The organism is Variovorax sp. 3319, assembly GCF_031456585.1.
GTDB lineage: Bacteria > Pseudomonadota > Gammaproteobacteria > Burkholderiales > Burkholderiaceae_C > Variovorax > Variovorax paradoxus_P.
Window position 1 is genome coordinate 164,889 of record NZ_JAVDUZ010000008.1, and the last position, 19,663, is coordinate 184,551.

A 19,663-nucleotide genomic window follows, 5' to 3' on the forward strand; every position below is an offset into this window, starting at 1 on the left:
AATGGTTCCGGGACGTTAGCTCAGTTGGTAGAGCAGCGGACTTTTAATCCGTTGGTCACTGGTTCGAATCCAGTACGTCCTACCACCCGAATCGCGCGAAAGCCAAAAGCCTGCTGTCGAAAGACAGCAGGCTTTTTTGTTTGCGCCAACGCTAAAGCTCCGAATCGCTCCCGGCTGACACGCGCATCGGCCCAAACCTACGCTGGAAACCAAAGTCTTCACCTTCAATCGCGCCCACGTCGAACGGAGGTTGAGGCGTGCCGTGCGTCTCCCCGTTGGCGGAACAGGAGACAGCCATGCGCACTCAGAACGAGAAGAAGAACGACGAGGCCAACCCCGGCGACCACGATGCCGGCATCGATCCCCCGCAGGGCCTGACAGGCAGTACCCGGCGCTCGCTTTTGCGCAGCGCCGTGCTGTTCGCGATGTTCTCGGGCACCGGAATCAGCTTGACCGCCTGTGGTGGGGGCGGCGGCGGTGGTGGAGGCGGTGGGGGCATAGGTATTGGGGGCGGAGGAGGAGGGGGAGGCGGAGGCACCCCGCCCGAAAGCTCCGGCTCGCTGTTCAAGCACGGCATCGCAAGCGGCGATCCGTTGTCCGACCGCGTGATTCTCTGGACGCGCATCACGGCTCCCGCGCCGGGAACCATCAACGTCTCCTGGGAAGTGGCCAGCGACGAGCGCTTCGGCATCATTGTTGCGCGAGGCAGCACGAGCACAGGCCCCGAGCGCGACTACACCGTGAAGGTGGACGCCACAGGCCTCCAGCCCGCGAGCGTCTACTTCTACCGTTTCACCGTGGGCAGCGAGAACTCGCCCATCGGCCGCACCAAGACGCTGCCGGTGGGCGGCGTGGCGCAGGCCAGGCTGGCGGTTGTTTCGTGCTCCAACTTCCCGAGCGGCTACTTCAATGTGTATGCCGACATTGCCAAGCGCACCGACATCGACCTGGTGCTGCACCTGGGCGACTACATCTATGAATACGGCAGGGTGGGCTACGCGTCGCAGCTTGCCATTGCCATCGACCGCGAGTCGACTCCCGACCACGAGATATTGACGCTTGCGGACTACCGCCTGCGCCATGCGCAATACCGCACCGACAACGACCTGCGCACCCTGCATGCGCGGCTGCCGATGATCGCCGTGTGGGACGACCACGACCTGGCCAACAACGCATGGTCGGGCGGTGCCGGCAACCACGACGAAGCAACCGAAGGCAGCTTTGCCGCGCGGCGTGCAGCTGCCGTGCAGGCCTATCACGAGTGGCTGCCGACGCGGCTGCCCGAGCCCGCCAATCCGCTGCGGATCTATCGCTCGTTCGACTTCGGCACGCTGGCGTCGATCCACATGCTCGACACCCGCCTGATCGGCCGCGACAAGCAGGTAACGCTCGACCAGTACCTGGCGGGCGAGGCGGCCGGCTCGACACGGCAACTGCTGGGCCAGCCGCAGGTGGACTGGCTCTCCGGTCGCATGGCTGCATCGGCAAGCACCTGGCAGGTGCTCGGCCAGCAGGTGCTCATGATGCGCATGCACATTCCGTTGAGCATTGCGGCCAACTTCTCCCTTGAAACCCTGAGCGACTACCTCGCTGCGCAGGCGCTGCCGGATTCCGCGCGCAGCGACAGCCAGCGAGCCCTGCTCGCGCAAGAGAAGGTGCCCTACAACCTCGACGCGTGGGACGGCTACCCCGCCGCACGCGAGGCCGTGCTGGCCATGGCCCGAACCCAGGGAAAAAACCTGATCTCGCTGGCCGGCGACACGCACAACGCATGGGCCGGCAATCTCACCGATCCTTCGGGGCAGCGGGTGGGCGTGGAATTCGCAACCTCGTCGGTCTCGTCTCCCGGCTTCGAGCGGGCGCTGCCCTTGATTGCCAACGACCTGCTGTCCGACGGATTCCGCCGCATGGTCGACGACTTGCGCTACGCCGAGACGAGCAAGCGCGGCTATGCCGTGCTCACCCTGACGTCGGCCGAAGCGCGTTGCGAATACATCGAGATCAGCACCGTTTTCAGCCGCGACTACACCACAAGAGCTGCTGCCCTGCTGCGCGCACTGCCGGGCGCCACCAACCTGCAGGTGCTTGTAGCCTGAGCCTCCGCATCACCGCCCGGGCGGCGTTGCGGTTAGCATATTCGGCTGCGTACGCAAGGCGGATGGATCAATGCGGATATTGCTTGTAGAGGACGACAAGGTACTGGCCGACGCTCTCTCGCGCGCGCTGGTGCAGTCCGCTCACGCGGTGGACATCGTCTCTACAGGCGAAGAAGCCGACCATTCGCTCGCGCTCGGCATCTACGACCTGGCCATCCTGGACATCGGCCTGCCAAAGCTGAGCGGGCTCGACGTGCTGCAGCGGCTGCGCGCGCGCAGGTCGACGATGCCCGTGCTGATGCTTACTGCCTTCGACACGCTGCAAGACCGCGTTCGGGGCCTCGATCTGGGCGCCGACGACTACCTGGCCAAGCCGTTCGACCTGCCGGAACTCGAGGCCCGCGTGCGCGCGCTGCTGCGCCGCAGCACCAATTCCACGCCGTATCTCGAACACGGCCTGCTGCGCTTCGACACGGTGGGCCGTCGCGTGTTCTACGACAAGAAGCCGCTGGATCTTTCGCCGCGCGAGCTTGCCGTGCTCGAGCTGCTGATGATGCGCGAGGGCCGCGTGGTCGGCAAAGAGCAGATGGTGAACCACCTGTACGGGTGGGGCGACGAGGTCGGCGAAAACGCGATTGAAGTCAACGTGTACCGGCTGCGCAAGAAACTCGAGCCGCTGGGATGCGAGATACGCACCGTGCGCGGCATGGGCTACCTCATGGACCGCAGCGATGCGGAAACCTGAACCGAGGCTGCAGCGCAAGCTGCTCGCCTGGCTGCTCGGTCCGCTGGCCGTGCTGCTGGTGCTCGACACCGGCGCCGCCTACTGGAACTCGCTGCGCTTTTCCAACCTGGCTTACGACCGTGCGCTGTACGAGATCGGGCGCGAGATCGTGCTGCACGTCAAGCTCGACGGGGCCCGTCCGCGGCTCGACCTTTCAGAGGCCGCGGGCAACGTCCTGCTGCTCGACCAGGAAGATCTGCTGTTCTACCGCGTCGTGAGCGAAGACGGCGTTGCATTGGGTGGCGATGCCGAAATGCCCCCGCCGCAGCAGGAGGACCCTGCCAGGCCGCGCTTCTATCGTGACTCGGTGCGCGGGCAGCCGGTGCGCATGCTGGTGGCCCGAATGCCCATCGGCGGCAACCCCGGCGCGCCGATGGTGAAGGTGCAGGTTGCCGAAACGCTGCACAAGCGCACGCGGCTCGCATGGGAAATGCTGGCCAACGTGGTGGTGCCGCAGCTGCTGCTGATCGTGATGGCCACGGCCGTGGTCTGGTTCGGCATTTCGCGCGGGCTCGAGCCGCTGCAGCGGCTGCGCCGTGCGGTGTCCAACCGGTCGCACCTGGATTTGAGCCCGATCGACATCCACGACGTTCCGGGCGAGGTGCGTCCGCTGGTGGACGAAGTGAACGAACTGATGGCGCGGCTCGGGCGAACATTCGATTTCCAGAACCGCTTCGTGGCCGACGCCGCCCACCAGCTGAAGACACCCGTCAGCGGCCTGAAGGCCCAGATCGAACTCGCCCTCCGGGAAAACGATGCCGAACGCGTGCGCCATTCGCTTGCGCAGCTGTACATCAGCGCCGACCGGCTCTCCAGGCTGGTGCAGCAGCTGCTCTCGCTTGCCCGCAATGAGCCCGGCGCGCTCGACGCCATGCAGCTGGAGCCGCTCGACCTGAATGCCTACGCACTGGAAGTCAGCATGGACTGGGTTCCGCAGGCAATCAAGCGCGACATCGACCTGGGCTTTGAAGGCGTGGAGCATTCACTGGTGATCAACGCCGACCGCGACCGCCTGCGCGAACTGATCAACAACCTGATCGACAACGCCGTTCGCTACAGCCAGCCGGGCGGCCGCGTGACCGTGCGCGTAAGCCAGAGCGGCACCGACCAGTGCCGCCTGGCCATCAGCGACGACGGGCCCAGCGTACCGGTGCAAGAGCGCGCCCGCATCTTCGAGCGCTTTCACCGCCTGCTTGGCACGCAGGAAGACGGCAGCGGCCTGGGCCTTGCCATCGTCAGCGAGATTGCCACGCTCCACGGCGCGCGCATCACGCTGGAAGAAGACATAGACGGCGTGGGCAACACCTTCAGCGTCTTCTTTCCGCTGCGCGCAGCCTCGGCCTGACCCGGCGGCTGTAAGCTGGCTGACAGCTGGCAGACAAGTTGCTGACAGCCTACCGGCAGAAAGGTGACAGCGCAGACCCGTAGCCTCGAACACGACGGAACCGCAGTGGTTCCGGCGTCCACTTCGAGGAGACAACATGTCGTTTCTATCCAGTCCGGATTTCTGGATTGCCCTTTCGCAGATCATCCTGATCAACATCGTCCTGAGCGGCGACAACGCCGTCGTCATTGCCATGGCGTCGCGTTCGCTGCCGCCGGCGCAGCAGAAAAAAGCAATCCTGTTCGGCAGCATGGGCGCCATCGTGTTGCGCGTGGTGCTCACGTTCTTTGCCGTGTACCTGCTTACGCTTCCGTACCTCAAGCTGGTGGGCGCTGCACTGCTGTTCTGGATCGGCATCGGCCTCCTGAAGGGCGACGACGGCGAAGAAAACCTCGACGGCCACTCCAGCCTTGCTGCGGCCATCAAGACCATCGTGGTTGCCGACCTGGTCATGAGCCTGGACAACGTCGTCGGCGTTGCAGCCGCAGCCAAGGGCAATGTTCCGCTTCTCGTGTTCGGCCTGGTGATCAGCATTCCGCTCATCATCTTCGGCAGCACCCTCATCCTGAAGCTGATGGACCGTTTTCCCATCATCATCACGCTGGGCGCCGCACTGCTCGGCTGGGTGGCCGGTGAAATGGCAATGTCCGACCCGTCCATCGCAGGCTGGGCCGCCGAGCAGCACGTGCTGCACAAGGTGGTTCCCGCTATTGGAGCGATCTCGGTCGTGGTCGTCGGCAAGTGGCTGACCAGCCGTCAGCAGCCGGAACCCGCCAACGCCTGAGGGTGTTGCTGTGAGACGGCGCATTCTGGTTCCCATCGACCCGACCGACCCGGCCCGCACACGGTCGGCCGTCGATCAGGTGGTGCGCATCTGCCAGCGCGAGCCGGTAGCAGTCCGGCTGCTGCGGGTGCAGCCCGTGGTCTCCGGCCACGTGGCAATGTTCTTCGACGCGCAAGAACTGCGCGAGCTTCAAGAAGACGCGGGCGCCGAAGAACTGCAGTTCGCGCAGAACCTGCTGGCCATGGCCGGCATCTCTTGCTCCACCACGGTGGTGATCGGCCGCAGCGCCGAGGCCATCGTTGCAGCGGCTCGCGACTTTGGCTGCGACCGCATCGTGTTCGGCCGGGAAGAGCCCAGCCTGGCAGGGCGCATCTTCGGTTCGCTGGCGCAGCAAGTGCGCCAGTTGTCGGGCGCGAGCGGCGGCAACTTCCAGGTCATCGGCTCCTGAAGCAATGCCGGGGCCAGCCCTTGCGAGGGCCGGCTTCCTGTTTTTCCTGCGACCGGCCCGTAGCTGCCGGCCATGGTCAGCGGTACGAGAGCACCAGCCCGTGCACCAGCCGCGTCCATCCATCGAGCATCACGAACAGCAGCAGCTTGAACGGCAGCGAGATGGTGGTGGGCGCAATCATCGACATGCCGAGCGCCAGCAGCACCGTCGCCACGATCAAATCGACCACCACGAACACCAGGTAGATGATGAAGCCGATCTGAAAGGCGCGCGTCAGCTCGGTGAGCGTGAAGCTGGGTACCAGCACCATGAAGTCGTCGTCCTTCAGCTGCTCGGCCCGCGCCTTGGGCCAGATGTTGGACGCCGACTTCAGAAAGAACTGCCGTTCGCGCTCGTGCGTGTGCTTTTGCAGGAACTCCTTCACAGGCACCTTGGCCGCGTCGATCACGGCCATGATGTCGCCCATGCTCTCGCCCTTGATGCCGAAGTTGCGGTTGCGCAGCGTGTCGCCAATGTCCATGCCGACGGGCGCCATGATGTAGACCGTCAGGATGACCGCGATGCCGTTCAGCACCATGTTCGGCGGCGTCTGCTGCAGGCCCAGCGCCGTGCGCAGCAGGCCGAACACGATGACCAGCTTGGTGTAGCTGGTCACCATCAGCGCCGCGAAGGTCGCGAAGCCGAACGCGACCATGACCGCGACGAGTGTGAGAGGCTCCGGAATTCCGCCTTGCATGAATGAGAAGCCCGCTCAGACTTCGCCGGGAGCGAACTCCGACACGCGCACGCCCAGGCGGTCGCCCACGGCCACCAGGTAGCCCTTGCCCAGCACGTTGCCGTGCGCAAGGATGCGAACCGGGCTCCGGTTGAGCGGCTGCGCCAGGTCGAACACATGGCCCGCGCGAATGCTCTTCAGTTCGCCGAGCGACATCGACAGGTCGCCCACCTCGAAGCGCAGCGTCACCTCCAGCGCGTCGAGCCGGTCGAGCGGCAGGTTGACGTTGTCCGCAGCGGGCGCGGGATCGGCGGGCGTGTCTGGCTTCATGGCACTGTCTCTCGATTGCTGAACGGTGATGCGCGAGCCTTCGGCAACCGCCCAGAGGTGCAGGCCCCCGGGGCCTCCAAGCTCGGCGGTAACGACGATGGCGGAGCCCGAAGAACTCCATTGCTCGATGCCGACGATGTCGCCGGGGCGGATGCTGCTTATTTCGCGAAGCCGGATCGGCGTGCTGCCAAGCCTGAAGCTCACCGGCAGGCGCAAGGCATGAAAGGCTTCGCTCGTTCGCGCGGCATGGCGGGGCCCGGTGGTGTCGGGCACCAATGCATCGAGCGTGGCCGCATCGTCGAACTGCACAAAGCCGCGCAGCATTGCGCCGCCATCTGACGGCGTAGCCACGAAGAACGCTGCACGCCCGGGGTCGCAATGCAGCAAGGGGCGCGTCTCGGCTTCTGACGGCTGCCATTCGAAGTGCAGGCGCAGCGATTTTTCCAGCGCATCGATCACCGGATGAAGCGCATCGGCAAGCAGGATGTAGCGCAGGTCGCGCGGCAGCAGGTCGATGCGGCGCTCGCCGAGGAGGGCCTGCATGCTCGGCGCATCCATTGCGAGATGGCCGATGTGCGCACCAAGCCTGAAGCCGTAGCTCTCGCGCGATGTGTGTGCAAAAGCTTCGTCGTGATGCCACGCGAGTCGATAGCTCACACCCTTGGCTTGTATGCCATGCGATGGCACCGCCGAATACAGGCGATTGAGTGCTCGCGCATTTGCCGTATCGGTCCGAGGCAACGTGCGAGCCTCTCCGAGCTCGGTCACTGCTTCAGCAGCGTGGGCCGGCATGCATGCTTTCGTTCGAAAAAATGCTACGTCTTGTCACTATCTACACACCTTCATGCAAACGCGAAACACCTTCGTGTCGAAGTCGGCGGAGCTTAGCGAAACGGGCCCGGCGCAGGTAGTACGCAAATGCGTAGTGCCGCGCGCACCACAAGTCGGCGGGACTTACGAGAACTCGTGGTTGCCGTAGACGAAGGGCGCCGCTTAGAGTCCAACGCCACGTGAGGTTCTCTTCACGTCAACAACTCCAAGATCCAAAGGGCAAGGACGCAATGGCGAGTCCCTCGCGAACTCTTCAACAGTACCGCGGCAGCTTTCGCGATCTGCTGGGCAACGCCGGCCGCTACAACGACCTGCTGCTTGCAGGCTTGCTTGTGGTGGTGGTGGCGCTGTTCGTGTTGCCGCTGCCCACGCCGCTGCTCGACTTGCTCATTGCAAGCAACCTCGCCATCAGCCTGGTGCTGCTCATCGTTGCGATGTACGTGCCGTCGGCACTTTCGCTTTCCACCTTTCCATCGCTGCTTCTCTTCACCACGCTGTTTCGCCTGGCGCTGAACATTGCATCGACCAAGCTGATCCTGCTGCAGGCCAATGCGGGCCACATCATCGACACCTTCGGCAAGCTGATCGTCGGCAACAACGTGGTGGTGGGCGGCGTGGTGTTTCTCATCATTGCCATCGTGCAGTTCATCGTCATTGCCAAGGGCTCCGAGCGCGTGGCCGAGGTGGCGGCGCGGTTTGCGCTCGACGCCATGCCAGGCAAGCAGATGAGCATCGACGCCGACGTGCGCGCCGGCGCGCTTTCTTCGGCCAAGGCGCAGAAGAAGCGCCAGTTGCTGGAGCAGGAGTGCCAGCTGCACGGCGCCATGGACGGCGCCATGAAGTTCGTGAAGGGCGATGCCATTGCCAGCATCGTCATTGCGCTCATCAATATCCTTGCGGGCATTGCCATCGGCACGCTGATGCACGACATGACGCTGGGCGCTGCGCTGCAGCGCTATGCCATCCTGACGGTGGGCGACGGCATGGTGTCGCAGATTCCGTCGCTGCTGGTGTCGATTGCGGCGGGCATCGTCATTACGCGCGTGAGCTCCGGCGACCGCCGCGAATCGCAGCTCGCGCAGCAGATCGGCGAACAGATGATGGCCCACCCGCGTGCGCTCATCATTGCCGGCCTTGCGGTCGCCAGTTTTCTCGTGGTGCCGGGTTTTCCGAAGTGGGTGTTCGGCTTGCTCGCCGCACTCTTGCTGGGCCTCGGGCTCGCCATGCGCATGCTGCGCCAGCAGCGCAACACCCCGGACTGGATATCTCACGGTGACGGCGTGGCCGCGGAGGAAACCGACACCGACCACGCCATTGCCGCACCGCTGGCGGTGCGCCTGTCTTCGGGCCTGCGCAATGCGGTCGATCGCTTCGTTCTCGACCAGCACCTGTCGCGGGTCAAGACCTCGGTCGAGTCGGACCTCGGCCCGATCTTTCCGCGGCTGCAGCTGAACTATGCGGAGGGCATGGCCGACAACGAGTACCAGGTGCTGGTGCACGACGTGGCGGTGGCGCGCGGAATGCTCAAGCCCGGGTGGCTGCTGCTCGATCCGGCGCAGGCCGTTGCAACGCCGCCGGGTGCAGAAGTTGCAGAGCCGTTCGGTCCTTTCGCGCGTGTCGTATGGACGCCCGCCCCGGAGCCCGGCAAGACCACTTGGACCTGCGCCGAAGTTGTGGGCCTGCATGTCGACCATACCGTGCGCCGCCACGTGAAAGACCTGATCGGCCTGCAGGAAGTGCAACGCCTGCTGCATTCGGTGCAGCGCGACGCGCCCGAACTCGCTGCCGAAGTGCTGCGCGTTGCCTCTGCCCAGCGCATTGCCGAGGTGCTGCGCCGGCTGCTCCAGGAGGGCATTCCGATTCGCAACCTGCATGCAATTTTCGAGAGCCTGACCATGTGGGCCGCCAAGGAGCAGGACGGCATTGCACTGACCGAGCTGGTGCGCATTCACCTCGGGCGCTACATCACCAGCCGCTATGTGGGCGCGAACCGGCAGCTGGAGGCAATTCTTTTCGAGTCGAGCCTGCTCGACCGCGTGCAGAACGCCATCGAGCGATCGCCGCGCGGCAACCTGCTGCTGCTGAGCCCCGCCGTCACGCAGGACATCCGCGAGCAGCTGCGCCGCATTCTGGGCTCCACCGCCAACCGCGTCGTGGCCATCGCGTCGTCCGACGTGCGCCGCTACATCAAGAACCTGATCGAACCTGTGGCACCGCACATGGCCGTGCTGTCTTACCAGGAGATCGACGACGACGTCGCCCTGCAACCCGTGGGCTGGATCACCAACCCCACCGCGCATTGATGAACGACAACAACCACCTGTTTTTCGAGGGAACCGAAAAAAGCCATGACGCCGCAGAACATCCTGGACATCACGCGCGAGGGCCTGATGCTCGTGCTGTGGATCTCGCTGCCGGTGGTGGTGGTGGCAACGCTCTCGTCGCTTGTGGTGGCGGTGCTGCAGGCGGTCACGCAGGTGCAGGACCAGAGCATCGGCCAGTCGGTGCGGCTCATCGCGGTGATGGTGGCAATCATCGTCACGGCGGGCTGGCTGGGCCGCGACGTGATGCGCTTCGCGGAGCGCGCCTTCCTTTCGCTCACTTCGCTTTCATGAATGCCGCAATGACGATTGCCGTGCGCCTTCTTCTTGCCCGGCGGCAAGCCTTCATGCTGCTGTGCGGCGCCGTGCTCATGCTGCTGCTTGTCCAGCATGGCGTGGCCGCGGAGTTCCGCTGGCAGAACAAGCCTTTTCAAATAGTGGCCAACGAGAAGCCGCTCAGCGACTTCATCCGCGAGCTGGCCGCGTCGCAGGGCATTACCGCGGTGATCGACCCCAAGGTCAATGGCGTCATCAGCGGCAAGTTCGATGGCCCCGCCAAGAACATCCTGAACAGCGTGTGCTCGGTGAACGGCCTCACGTGGTACTACGACGGCGCTTTTCTTTTCGTCGACCTGGCCGCCGATGCAAAGAGCGAGGTGTTGCCGATTGCAGCGGAGAACGCCGGACGCATTGCCGAGACGCTGGTGCGGCTGCACATTTCCGACGAGCGCTATCCGCTCAGCATCAGCGAGCGCGATGCCAGCGTCTACGTGACTGGCCCGCGGCGCTATGTGGAGATGGTGCGCCAGGCGGTGAAGCTCGCAGACCAGAAAACCGCCATGGCCGAGGGCGCCGAGATCCGGCTCTTTCCGCTCAAGTACGCATGGGCTTCGGACTTCCGCATCAACCGCTCCGGCAAGGAGACGGTGATTCCGGGCGTGGCCAACGTGCTTCGCAGCCTGTATGGCCGCGCGGGCAACCAGTCTTCCGGCGGCGGGGCGGGCGGGCGCGGAACCGGCGGGCCGCTTTCGGTAGGCCCCAACCGGCAGATCAAGCTGCGCAGCGGCGAGACCATCAACGCACCGAAGATCGACATCGCAGGTGCGGGCCAGGGCGCCGATGGCACCACGCTCGGTGGCATGTCCAGCCTTACCGGCAACGAACTGCCGCAGTTCCAGGCCGATACGCGCATGAACGCCGTGCTGGTGCGCGACATGCCCGACAAGATGGCGCAGTACGCCCGGCTGATCGAATCGATGGACACGCGCCCCCGGCTGGTGGAAATCGAAGTGACCATCATGGACATCAGCTCCGACACGCTCAGCAGCCTGGGCATCGACTGGCGCCTGCACGGCCGGCATGCGGACTTTCAAACCGGCCGCGGCGACCGCGCGCCGCTCACCTGGGGCGGGACCGGCAGCGAGGCCGGGCAGATCGGCAGTCTCGACGGCTCCGGCAATCCGCTCACGCCGCTCGGCAGCATGTTCACCGCGGCCATCGGCAACAGCGCGCGCAACTACCTGCTGGCCCGCGTCACCGCGCTGGCCACCAACGGCAACGCCAACTTCGTGGCCCGGCCCAAGGTAATGACGCTGGACAACACCGAGGCCGTGCTTGAAAACCTGAGCGAGTTCTACGTGCGTGTGGATGGCTTCCAGGATGCGGGCCTTTTCAGCATTACCGCCGGTACCGCCGTGCGCGTCACGCCGCTCATCATCGACGAGAAGGCCGGGCGCGGCGTGATGATGTCGATCGACATCGTCGATGGCGACCTGAGCCCGCAGTCGGTCGACAGGATTCCGATCGTGCGACGCCGCACCGTCAATACGCAGGCGCTGGTCGACGAGGGCGCAAGCCTGCTGATTGCCGGCTACTCGTCCGAAGAAAAGAGCAACGCGGTCACCGGCGTTCCGCTGCTGAAAGATCTTCCCGGCGTGGGTGGCCTCTTCAGGTACACCGACAAGAAGCAGGCCAACATGGAGCGCTTCTACCTGCTCACGCCGCGCCTCGTCACGCCCGGCTCCACGGCCTCGGTGCCGATGCTGCCCCTGCCAGAGCCCGGAGGCTGAGCATGGACCGCGAAGAAGTTGCGTTCGACGACGACGGCACCACTGCCGAGCCCATGGCGGCGGAGGGCGTGCATGCGCAGGCCCCCGGCTGGTGCCTGCGCTTTCTGAGCGGCGCGGTGAAGGGCCGCACCATCGTGCTCAAGCCTGGCATCAATGTGCTGGGCTCGGGCGGCGAGTGCGAGGTGATGCTGCCGGGCGGCGACGTGCTGCCGCGCCACCTGGCGTTTACCGTCGGCGAGCTCGTGGTGTCGATGCAGCGGCTGGGCACCGCCTCGGCGCGGCTCAACGGCGAAGAGATGCAGCAGCCGCGCAAGAGCGTGGTGGCCGGCGACATCGTGAGCGTGGGCCAGATCGACTTTCAGCTCGACCGCACCTATCCCGCCAGCGCGCAGGAAGACCGCATGTTCGCGCCCGTGCATGGTCCGCTGAATGAAGGCGAGGCGATGGCGCAGCAACCGGCTTCGGGTGCGCAGCGCCTGGGCCTGTGGGTGGGCGGCGTGGTGGCCCTGTTGGCCGTGCTCGGCCTTGCGGTCATGGCGCTTGGCAGCGGGCAGGGCGGCGGGGTGAACGGCAACAGCGTGAACCTGGCGGAAGTCGAAAAAGCGCTGGTGCCCTTCCCGGAAGTCGAGGTCATCGCCGCACCGGGCGGGCAGTTCGGCGTCAAGGGCTACGTGGAGTCGAAGCAGCGCCGCAAGACGCTGGAAGACGCCATGGCGCGCTTCGGCAGCAAGGTCAGCGTGAACGTGCATTCGGCCGAAGACATGGTCGAGCAGGCGCGCCGCTATGTCGACGAACCCGGCGTGGCCGTGACCTACACGGGCCAGGGGCGCCTGGCGCTCACCGGCACGGTCGAAGACGCGGCCGTGCGGCAGAAGATCCGCCGCCTCAGCGAAGACCTGCATCCCTCGGTGCTGGTGTCGGACAAGGTGCAGTACCGCGAGAAGCCCAAGACCGAGAACAAGGACGACGACATGCGCGCCCAGTGGGAGAGCTGGCAGAGCGTGCTGCCGGCCCGCATGGTGAGCATTACCGAAGACGGCAACGGCCTGCGGCACATCCAGCTTTCCAACGGCAACCGCTACTACGAAGGCTCTGTGCTGCGCTCGGGTGCCGAGCTGAAGCGCATCGACGCGGACGGGCTGGTCCTGAGCGGCGGCGTGCCAAACAAGAAACCCGCGAGGTGAGACAGACGTGTGCAGACATGCCGCTTTCACCCCGCAATCCCCGATTTCGTGTATCGGCGCCCAAGGGCCGATGCATGGAATGGCTTCGGTCCCGCAGGGGCACGGAGCACTTTGATCCTCAAGTGAAAAACCCAACCCTTTGACAGGAGTTTCTTATGAGCGCAGTCGACACCTCGATCCAGCAAATGCAACAAGCCGCGGCCGACCAGGCTCGCCTGATGAGCGTCAGCATGGCTGCGGGCGCCACCATCTCCGGGGCGGCAGCCACGGCGCAGACGGTGAACGGCGCCAATGCGGCCGGCACCGAAGTGGCCAAGTCCACCGGCAACGACATCCGCCAGTCCGCCAAGCAGAACTGACGGGGAGGCCTGCGCGGAGCCGAAAGGCTTCGCGCGGCCCTTTTTCTTTTCCGAGGAGAGTAGACATGACCGATCCCATTGCCTCGGCAGCCGTTGGCGCACCGCCACCCGAAGCCGCTGCCTCCGCCACTTCGCAGGTTGCGCAGCAGGGCTCGAACCCCTCGCGCTTCGAGCCGGGCGAAACGCGCATGTTCGCCAACATGATGCAGGGAGCGCAGCCGCCCAGCGGAACGGCCGCGCCCAGCGCCATCGGCGATGCAGCCAAGTCGCTGGCTGCGCAGTTGTCGGGCAACGTGCGCTCCATCGAGGACATGCGCAAGAGCATGCTCGAATCCATCGATTTCGCAGACCCCATCAAGACCATGTTCGTGATGACCGATCACGCCATGGAAGCCAACATGATGTTTGCGCGAATGCATATTTCCACCGGGCTGGCCAGCGCCGCGACCAGCCTGTTCGGCAGCCTGCTGAAGAACCAGCAATGAACAAGCTCCCACGCCCGCGCTGGCTGGCTGCGCTCGTGCTGTTGCTGGCGCTGGCCGGCTGCAAGGTTGCGCTTTATTCCAACCTCAAGGAGCAGGAGGCCAACGAGATCGTCGCCGCACTGTCGAACGAAGGCATCGGCGCGGCCAAGACCCGGCTCGAAGGCAGCAACTGGCAGGTGGAGGTGGACGAAGACCGCCTGAGCCAGGCGCTCGAAGTGCTGCGCGCCCAGGGCCTGCCGGCCGAACGCTACGTGAGCATGGGCGAGGTGTTCCAGAAGCAGGGGCTGGTGTCCACGCCTTCGGAAGAACGCATGCGCTACATCTACGCCATTTCGCAGGAGCTTTCGCAAACCCTGCGCAATGTCGACGGCGTGGTGTCGGCCCGCGTGCACGTGGTCATTCCGGCCAACGATCCGCTCAGCGAGAAGATCCGGCCCTCGTCCGCGGCGGTGTTCATCAAGCACCGGCCCGACGTGGACCTGCGCCTGCTGGCCCCGGCCGTGAAGGACATGGTGGCGCACAGCATCGAAGGGCTTGCGCACGACCAGGTGTCGCTGTCGCTCTTCGAGGCGCGCCGCGCCGGCAGTGCGCAACCCACGGCAAACGCAGCCGGCGCGCCGATGGTGCTCGGCATGTTCTCCACGCAGACGGCCATGGTGCTGCTGGGCCTGCTGCTGCTGGCCGCCGTCTGCCTCATGGTGCTGCCCGGCCTGCTGCGCCGCCAGGGCCAGGACTGGCGCACCTGGATGCGCCGCCAGGTGCTCAAGCGCTGACCCGCCGATCAACCATGCAGGCACCGGCCACCGCTCCACCCACCCATGCCGCCATGCCCGGCCCGATGGACCTGGTGCGCCTGGTGATGCGCTTCAACCTGCATCCCGAAGCCGACCTGCACCTCAGCTGGCTGCCCGCGAACTGGCCGGTGCGGTATCGCTCGGTGGCGCGCATGGGGCCGGCCGGCCGTGCCGTGCTGGCCGACCTGCTGCGGCGCGGGCAGGGCGCAGGCCATGCACAGCCTGGAGCACAGCTGCACGCGGCGGGCGACTACAACTTCGATTCGCGGCTGAAGCGGCTCGCGCTGCTCGACGCCGCGTCGCTGCGCCGCCTGGCGGCCTACATCGGCTTTTGCGCGCACCTGCCGCTTTTCAAGGTGCGCGGCGGGGCGGGCCTGCAGATTCGGCGGCAGGCTCGCCGCTTCGACCGTGACGCCGTCGACTTTGTGCTCGACCGCGTGCCCCAGCTCACCGAACTGCGCATGGACAGCACCGTCATGCGGCAACGCCCCATGGCCACCGGCCGCGTGGTGGTCGACCGCGGCTACCGGCTGCTCCTGGGTGCCGCCGCATCCGAAGGGCCGCTGGTGCAAGGCCGCCTGCAGCGCAAGCTGCCGCGCCGTATCTCCGCCTTGAGCGTGCCGGCCTTCGAGCCGCGCCAGGTCTCGCAACTCAACGAACTGATGCTGTCTTGCATCGTTCCCGAAAGACTGCCGCAATGGGACTGGCTTTTCTGATCACCACCGACAACCTTCAGCTCCTGAGCGAACGCAAGGTGCTGAAGGAAAACGAATACGCGGCACTGCTCGATGCCGCGGCCGTGGTCGACACCGCGCGCAAGGAAGCAGCGCGCATCGCACGGCATTCGGAAGACGAAGCCGAAGCGAGCCGCCGCAAGGGCTATGAGGAAGGCCTCGCGCAGGCACGCGCCCAATACGCCACGCAGCTCGTTTCCGAAACCATGGCCGTCGAGCGCCAGCTGCACGCGCTGCGCGCATCGATGGCGCAGATCGTCGTCAAGACGCTGGGGCAATTTCTGGAAGAGGCCGACCCCGCGGCGTTGTTCCGCTCGGCCCTGCTGCGGGTCGAGGCGCTGCTGCGCGTGGAGTCGTTCATTACCGTGCGCGTGGCGCCCGAGCAGGAGGCCCACATGCGCGAAACCCTGCACCGGCTGCGCAGCGATGCCAACTGGAACATGGCCATGACCATCACGCCCGACCCCGACCTGCCGGCCGGCGCGTGCATGGTGCAAACCTCGACCGGCGTGCTCGAGATCGGCGTCGATGCGCAGCTGGAGGCATTTCGCCGCGCAGTCGAGCAGGGCGGAATGATGCCGGCGCAAGTGAGGGTGCAATGAACTCGCAAGCGACCAAGGCCACGCCCGCCGCGCCACCTGGCGCAAGCATGTCCGGTGCGGCCCTCGACATCGTCGCCGAGCTGGAGGCAGCGTTTGCGCATGTCACGCCGGTGGCCATGCGCGGCCGCGTCAGCAAGGCGGTCGGCATGCTGATCGATGCCACGGGCATCCAGGCCCATGTGGGCGAGCTGTGCGAACTGGTCACGCCTGGCGAGCCGCCGCTGCTTGCCGAAGTGGTGGGGTTTCGCGGGAACACCGCCATCCTCACCCCGATGGGGTCGATCACCGGCATCTCGGCGCTCACCGAGGTGGTGCCCACGGGGCGGGGCCATGTCTGCCCGGTAGGCACCGGCCTGCTGGGCCGGGTGCTCGACGCGCTGGGCCAGCCCATCGACGAGCTCGGTCCGCTCGCGGTGCATGCGCGCCTGCCGGTGCATCGCGAGCCGGTGAGCCCGCTTGCGCGGCGCATGATCGACGCGCCGCTGGCAACCGGCATTCGCGCGGTCGACATGCTGTTGACGCTGGGCGAAGGGCAGCGCGTGGGCGTGTTCGCGCCGCCCGGCGTGGGCAAGAGCACCTTGCTCGGCATGCTGGCGCGCGGATCAACGGCCGATGTGAACGTGATTGCGCTGATTGGCGAGCGCGGGCGCGAGGTGAAGGAGTTCATCGAGCACAACCTGGGCCCCGAAGGCCTGGCCAGGACGGTCATGGTGGTGTCCACCTCCGACCGTCCGCCCATGGAGCGCATCAAGTCCGCCTATGTGGCGACGACCATCGCCGAGCACTTTCGCGACCAGGGCAAGAAGGTGCTGCTGCTGGTCGATTCGCTCACGCGTTTTGCGCGCGCGCAGCGCGAAATCGGCCTGGCAAGCGGCGAGCCGCCAACGCGGCGCAGCTACCCGCCGTCGATCTTCTCGATGCTGCCGCAGCTGCTGGAGCGCGCGGGGCAGGGCAAGACCGGCTCCATCACCGCGGTGTATTCGGTGCTGACCGAGGGCGACGAAGAAAACGACCCCATTGCCGAAGAGGTGCGCTCCATTCTGGACGGCCACATCGTGCTGTCGCGCAAGATCGCATCGGCCAACCGTTATCCGGCCATCGACGTGCTGGCCAGCATCAGCCGCGTCATGCCGCTCGTCACTTCGCGCGAGCATGGGGCTGCGGCTGCGCACTTTCGCAGCCTGCTGGCCAAATACCAGGAGATGGAGCTGCTGGTGCAGATAGGCGAGTACCGGCCGGGCAGCGACGCGCTGGCCGACGAGGCCATTCGGGCGCGGCCCGCCATGCTCGAATTTCTGTCGCAGCCGCCAGGAACCAGCCTTGCTTTCGAGCAGTCGCTGGCCGCATTGCTGCGGGGTGCGGCCAAGGTGGAGCACGCCGGATGAGCATCGACTGGAAGCTCCTGGCCGACGTGCGCGAGCGGCAGAAAACCGTGGCAATGGGCGTGGTCGCGCGAGACCGCGCGGCCGCCGAGCAGAGCCAGGCCCAGCTGATGCAGGCCGAGGCCTTGCGCGAACAGCAGCAAGCCAACAAGCTGCGCCACTGGGAGGCCACCCGCGGCGCGCTCTCCGGCGGCCATTGCAGCGTGGCGGAGTTCCGGAGCGCGGGCGCATGGAGCGGCGCACTCGATGCGCGCATTGCACAGGCCGGGGAGGCCGCGGCCCAGGCGGCGCGCGCGCACTCCGAGCGGGAGCAGGTGCTGGAGCAAAGCCGCCTGCAACTGCGCGCCGCTCATGGCGAGCTTGAAAAGGCCCAGCAAATGCAGCAGCGCGCGCGCACGGAGCGCATGCACCTGCGGGAGCTCCGGCTCGAAGACATCAACGAAGAGACCACCGCACAGGCCTGGGCCATGCGGCGGCCCGCCTAGGCACGGAGCAGGCATTCGAATGGAAAGCTTCGAACTCGGCCACATGGAGCAGTTTTTCTCGGCAGTGGTGCTGACGCTGCCCAGGCTGTTCGCCATCTTCTCGGTGGTGCCTTTTCTCTCGGGCGGCATGATCACCGGCACCGTGCGCAACGGCATCCTGCTGATGCTCGCAATCTTCATGTCGCCGGTGGCAGGGGATGTGCCGGCCGCGTCGATGGCCACCTGGGTGTTCATTGCGGGTAAAGAGGCGCTCATCGGCGTGATGCTGGGCCTGGGCTTCGGTATCTTCATCTGGGCCATCCAGAGCGTTGGCGACCTGATCGACTTCCAGACCGGGTCCAGCAACGCTTCTTTCTTCGACCCCGTGGCAGGCCATGAGAACGGCGTCACCAGCGAGTTCCTGGGCTGGATGGTCATCACGCTTTTCGTTTCGGCAGGCGGGTTGCTTGCCATGCTGGGCGTGATCGTCGACTCCTACCGCATCTGGCCCGTGGGCTCGTTCTTTCCCAACCTGGGGTTGGTGCTAGAACAGTTTGCCGTTCGCCAGGGCGACACGCTGTTTCTCTGGATCGTGAAGCTGGCCTCGCCCGTCATCGTGGTGCTGCTGCTGGTAGAGCTGGGCGTGGGCCTGGTGGGCCGGGTGGCGCCGCAACTCAATGTGTTCGTCTTTGCGCAGCCTCTGAAGAGCCTGCTCGCGCATCTGATGATGCTGCTCTTCCTGTTCTTCGTGTATGAGTCGCTGCAGGATTTTCTTCGGCCCGAGAACGGGGTGCTCGACTTCTTGCGGTCCACGCTGTAGCCGGTGAAGCATGGCAGAGAAAGACCAGGACCCAACCCCCAAGCGCCTGCGCGACGCGCGCAAGCGCGGCGAGGTGGTGTTCAGCACCGACGTCGCCTCGACGGTGGTGTTTGTCGTGGTCGTCGTGTCGCTGTGGCTGGGCGGGCAGCTCATCTACAACCTGCTGCGTGAGCTGTGGCTGCATGCGACCAGCACCACCCTGCTTACGGCACCCGAAGAACGTTTTGTCGAACTGCTGCTGCATACCGGCGAAACCCTGGTGTGGGGAACGCTGCCGGTCATGGCGCTTGCCGCCACGGCCGGCATTGTGGGCTCGCTCTTTCAGGTGGGCGGCGTGGCGGCCTGGGAGCGCCTTCGGCCGGACATGAACCGCATGAACCCGGCCGAGGGCCTTGCGCGCATCTTCTCGACGCGCAATGTGATCAACCTGCTGAAGATGTCCACCAAGACCGCGCTGCTGGCCGCGCTCTTGTTCGTGGTGGTGCGCGGCTTTCTGGATACGGCCCTCAAGCTGGGCTACGCGCGGCCCGAGGGAATCATGACGGCTTCCGCGCACATGGTGCTGGTCGCATTCGGGTGGGCGGTGCTGATCTACGCCGTGATGGCCGCGGTCGACTACGTGCACGAGCACCACGAGTTCATGAAGCAGCAGCGGATGTCCATCGAGGAGGTCCGACAGGAATACAAGGAGATGGAGGGCGACCCCATCAACCGCTCGCGCCGCCGCACGGCGCACTTCGAGGCGGTGTATGCAAGCCTCAACGACCGGGTGCGCGCCGCGTCGGCAGTGATCCACTCGCCGCGTGTTGCCGTCGCCCTGCAGTACCTCGGCGAAACCGACCTGCCGCGCGTGATTGCGCGCGGCGAGGGCGAGGTGGCCGCACAGATCAGGCGCTTTGCCGGCGAAGGGCTGATACCGACCGAGTTCGAGCCCGCGCTGGCTGAGCGCATCTACGACGAAGTGCCCGAAGACCAGCCGATTCCGCGCGCGCTGTATGCGCCCGTGGCCAAGTTGCTGCGTTGGGCGCAAGGCAGCGAATGACTCTTGTCGACAAACCGACGATCGAAAGGAACCAG

General features: G+C 65.8%; 20 protein-coding genes and 1 tRNA gene. 19 read left to right on the forward strand and 2 right to left on the reverse strand.

The window, feature by feature from the left end:
• Positions 1-9 precede the first annotated feature (9 nt).
• The 6 genes from J2X67_RS17455 to J2X67_RS17480 all read left to right on the forward strand — a co-directional run bounded on the left by J2X67_RS17455 (position 10) and on the right by J2X67_RS17480 (position 5,496).
• Positions 10-85, forward strand: a tRNA-Lys gene (locus tag J2X67_RS17455).
• Positions 86-296: 211 nt separating this feature from the next.
• Entirely contained in the window at positions 297-2,096 is a 1,800-nt protein-coding gene (locus J2X67_RS17460; protein WP_309954728.1) for an alkaline phosphatase D family protein, read from the forward strand.
• Positions 2,097-2,166: 70 nt separating this feature from the next.
• Complete coding sequence (locus J2X67_RS17465) at positions 2,167-2,841, forward strand: response regulator transcription factor (RefSeq protein WP_309954730.1); 675 nt, start codon at positions 2,167-2,169, stop codon at positions 2,839-2,841.
• Positions 2,828-4,225 (forward strand): sensor histidine kinase N-terminal domain-containing protein, encoded by a 1,398-nt coding sequence (locus tag J2X67_RS17470; protein WP_309954732.1) that lies wholly within the window; start codon positions 2,828-2,830, stop codon positions 4,223-4,225. Before J2X67_RS17465 ends, J2X67_RS17470 begins: the two co-directional genes overlap by 14 nt.
• A gap of 136 nt (positions 4,226-4,361) precedes the next feature.
• The gene (locus tag J2X67_RS17475; protein WP_309954734.1) at positions 4,362-5,048 is read left to right on the forward strand and encodes a TerC family protein; all 687 of its coding nucleotides are present in this window, start codon (positions 4,362-4,364) and stop codon (positions 5,046-5,048) included.
• A gap of 10 nt (positions 5,049-5,058) precedes the next feature.
• Entirely contained in the window at positions 5,059-5,496 is a 438-nt protein-coding gene (locus J2X67_RS17480) for a universal stress protein (protein ID WP_281150996.1), read from the forward strand.
• 76 nt (positions 5,497-5,572) lie between these two features.
• Here the strand turns inward: J2X67_RS17480 and sctR are convergent, their stop codons facing one another.
• Both sctR and sctQ read right to left on the reverse strand, forming a co-directional pair.
• The gene (gene sctR, locus J2X67_RS17485) at positions 5,573-6,232 is read right to left on the reverse strand and encodes a type III secretion system export apparatus subunit SctR (RefSeq protein WP_281150995.1); all 660 of its coding nucleotides are present in this window, start codon (positions 6,230-6,232) and stop codon (positions 5,573-5,575) included.
• A gap of 15 nt (positions 6,233-6,247) precedes the next feature.
• Positions 6,248-7,198, reverse strand: a complete 951-nt coding sequence (gene sctQ / locus J2X67_RS17490; protein ID WP_309954738.1) for a type III secretion system cytoplasmic ring protein SctQ — start codon at positions 7,196-7,198, stop codon at positions 6,248-6,250.
• 404 nt (positions 7,199-7,602) lie between these two features.
• Here sctQ and sctV point away from each other — a divergent pair, with 404 nt between their 5' ends.
• The 13 genes from sctV to J2X67_RS17555 all read left to right on the forward strand — a co-directional run bounded on the left by sctV (position 7,603) and on the right by J2X67_RS17555 (position 19,628).
• Positions 7,603-9,675 (forward strand): type III secretion system export apparatus subunit SctV, encoded by a 2,073-nt coding sequence (gene sctV / locus J2X67_RS17495; RefSeq protein WP_309954740.1) that lies wholly within the window; start codon positions 7,603-7,605, stop codon positions 9,673-9,675.
• Positions 9,676-9,720: 45 nt separating this feature from the next.
• Positions 9,721-9,987: a type III secretion system export apparatus subunit SctS gene (sctS, locus tag J2X67_RS17500; RefSeq protein WP_007834706.1), complete on the forward strand. Its 267-nt coding sequence runs from the start codon at positions 9,721-9,723 to the stop codon at positions 9,985-9,987.
• Positions 9,984-11,762, forward strand: coding sequence for a type III secretion system outer membrane ring subunit SctC (gene sctC / locus J2X67_RS17505; RefSeq protein WP_309954744.1), 1,779 nt, complete (start codon positions 9,984-9,986; stop codon positions 11,760-11,762). The genes sctS and sctC overlap by 4 nt, the downstream gene beginning before the upstream one ends.
• Before the next feature lie 2 nt (positions 11,763-11,764).
• Positions 11,765-12,946 (forward strand): FHA domain-containing protein, encoded by a 1,182-nt coding sequence (locus tag J2X67_RS17510; RefSeq protein ID WP_309954746.1) that lies wholly within the window; start codon positions 11,765-11,767, stop codon positions 12,944-12,946.
• 155 nt (positions 12,947-13,101) lie between these two features.
• Complete coding sequence (locus tag J2X67_RS17515; RefSeq protein ID WP_007834711.1) at positions 13,102-13,305, forward strand: hypothetical protein; 204 nt, start codon at positions 13,102-13,104, stop codon at positions 13,303-13,305.
• A 65-nt stretch (positions 13,306-13,370) separates the two neighbouring features.
• Positions 13,371-13,790 carry a hypothetical protein gene (locus J2X67_RS17520; RefSeq protein WP_309954748.1) on the forward strand — a complete coding sequence of 140 codons (420 nt, stop codon included), beginning with the start codon at positions 13,371-13,373 and terminating at the stop codon, positions 13,788-13,790.
• On the forward strand, positions 13,787-14,563 hold the full coding sequence (gene sctJ, locus J2X67_RS17525; protein ID WP_309954750.1) for a type III secretion system inner membrane ring lipoprotein SctJ: 777 nt from the start codon (positions 13,787-13,789) through the stop codon (positions 14,561-14,563). Before J2X67_RS17520 ends, sctJ begins: the two co-directional genes overlap by 4 nt.
• Positions 14,564-14,577: 14 nt before the next feature.
• Positions 14,578-15,300: a type III secretion system protein gene (locus J2X67_RS17530; protein WP_309954752.1), complete on the forward strand. Its 723-nt coding sequence runs from the start codon at positions 14,578-14,580 to the stop codon at positions 15,298-15,300.
• On the forward strand, positions 15,282-15,920 hold the full coding sequence (gene sctL / locus J2X67_RS17535) for a type III secretion system stator protein SctL (protein WP_309954753.1): 639 nt from the start codon (positions 15,282-15,284) through the stop codon (positions 15,918-15,920). The genes J2X67_RS17530 and sctL overlap by 19 nt, the downstream gene beginning before the upstream one ends.
• Positions 15,917-17,305: a FliI/YscN family ATPase gene (locus tag J2X67_RS17540; RefSeq protein WP_409050512.1), complete on the forward strand. Its 1,389-nt coding sequence runs from the start codon at positions 15,917-15,919 to the stop codon at positions 17,303-17,305. The genes sctL and J2X67_RS17540 overlap by 4 nt, the downstream gene beginning before the upstream one ends.
• Complete coding sequence (locus J2X67_RS17545) at positions 17,302-17,787, forward strand: serine kinase (protein ID WP_309954755.1); 486 nt, start codon at positions 17,302-17,304, stop codon at positions 17,785-17,787. The genes J2X67_RS17540 and J2X67_RS17545 overlap by 4 nt, the downstream gene beginning before the upstream one ends.
• A 19-nt stretch (positions 17,788-17,806) precedes the next feature.
• The gene (gene sctT / locus J2X67_RS17550; protein ID WP_281150985.1) at positions 17,807-18,586 is read left to right on the forward strand and encodes a type III secretion system export apparatus subunit SctT; all 780 of its coding nucleotides are present in this window, start codon (positions 17,807-17,809) and stop codon (positions 18,584-18,586) included.
• Positions 18,587-18,596: 10 nt separating this feature from the next.
• Entirely contained in the window at positions 18,597-19,628 is a 1,032-nt protein-coding gene (locus J2X67_RS17555) for an EscU/YscU/HrcU family type III secretion system export apparatus switch protein (RefSeq protein WP_309954758.1), read from the forward strand.
• Positions 19,629-19,663 lie beyond the last annotated feature (35 nt).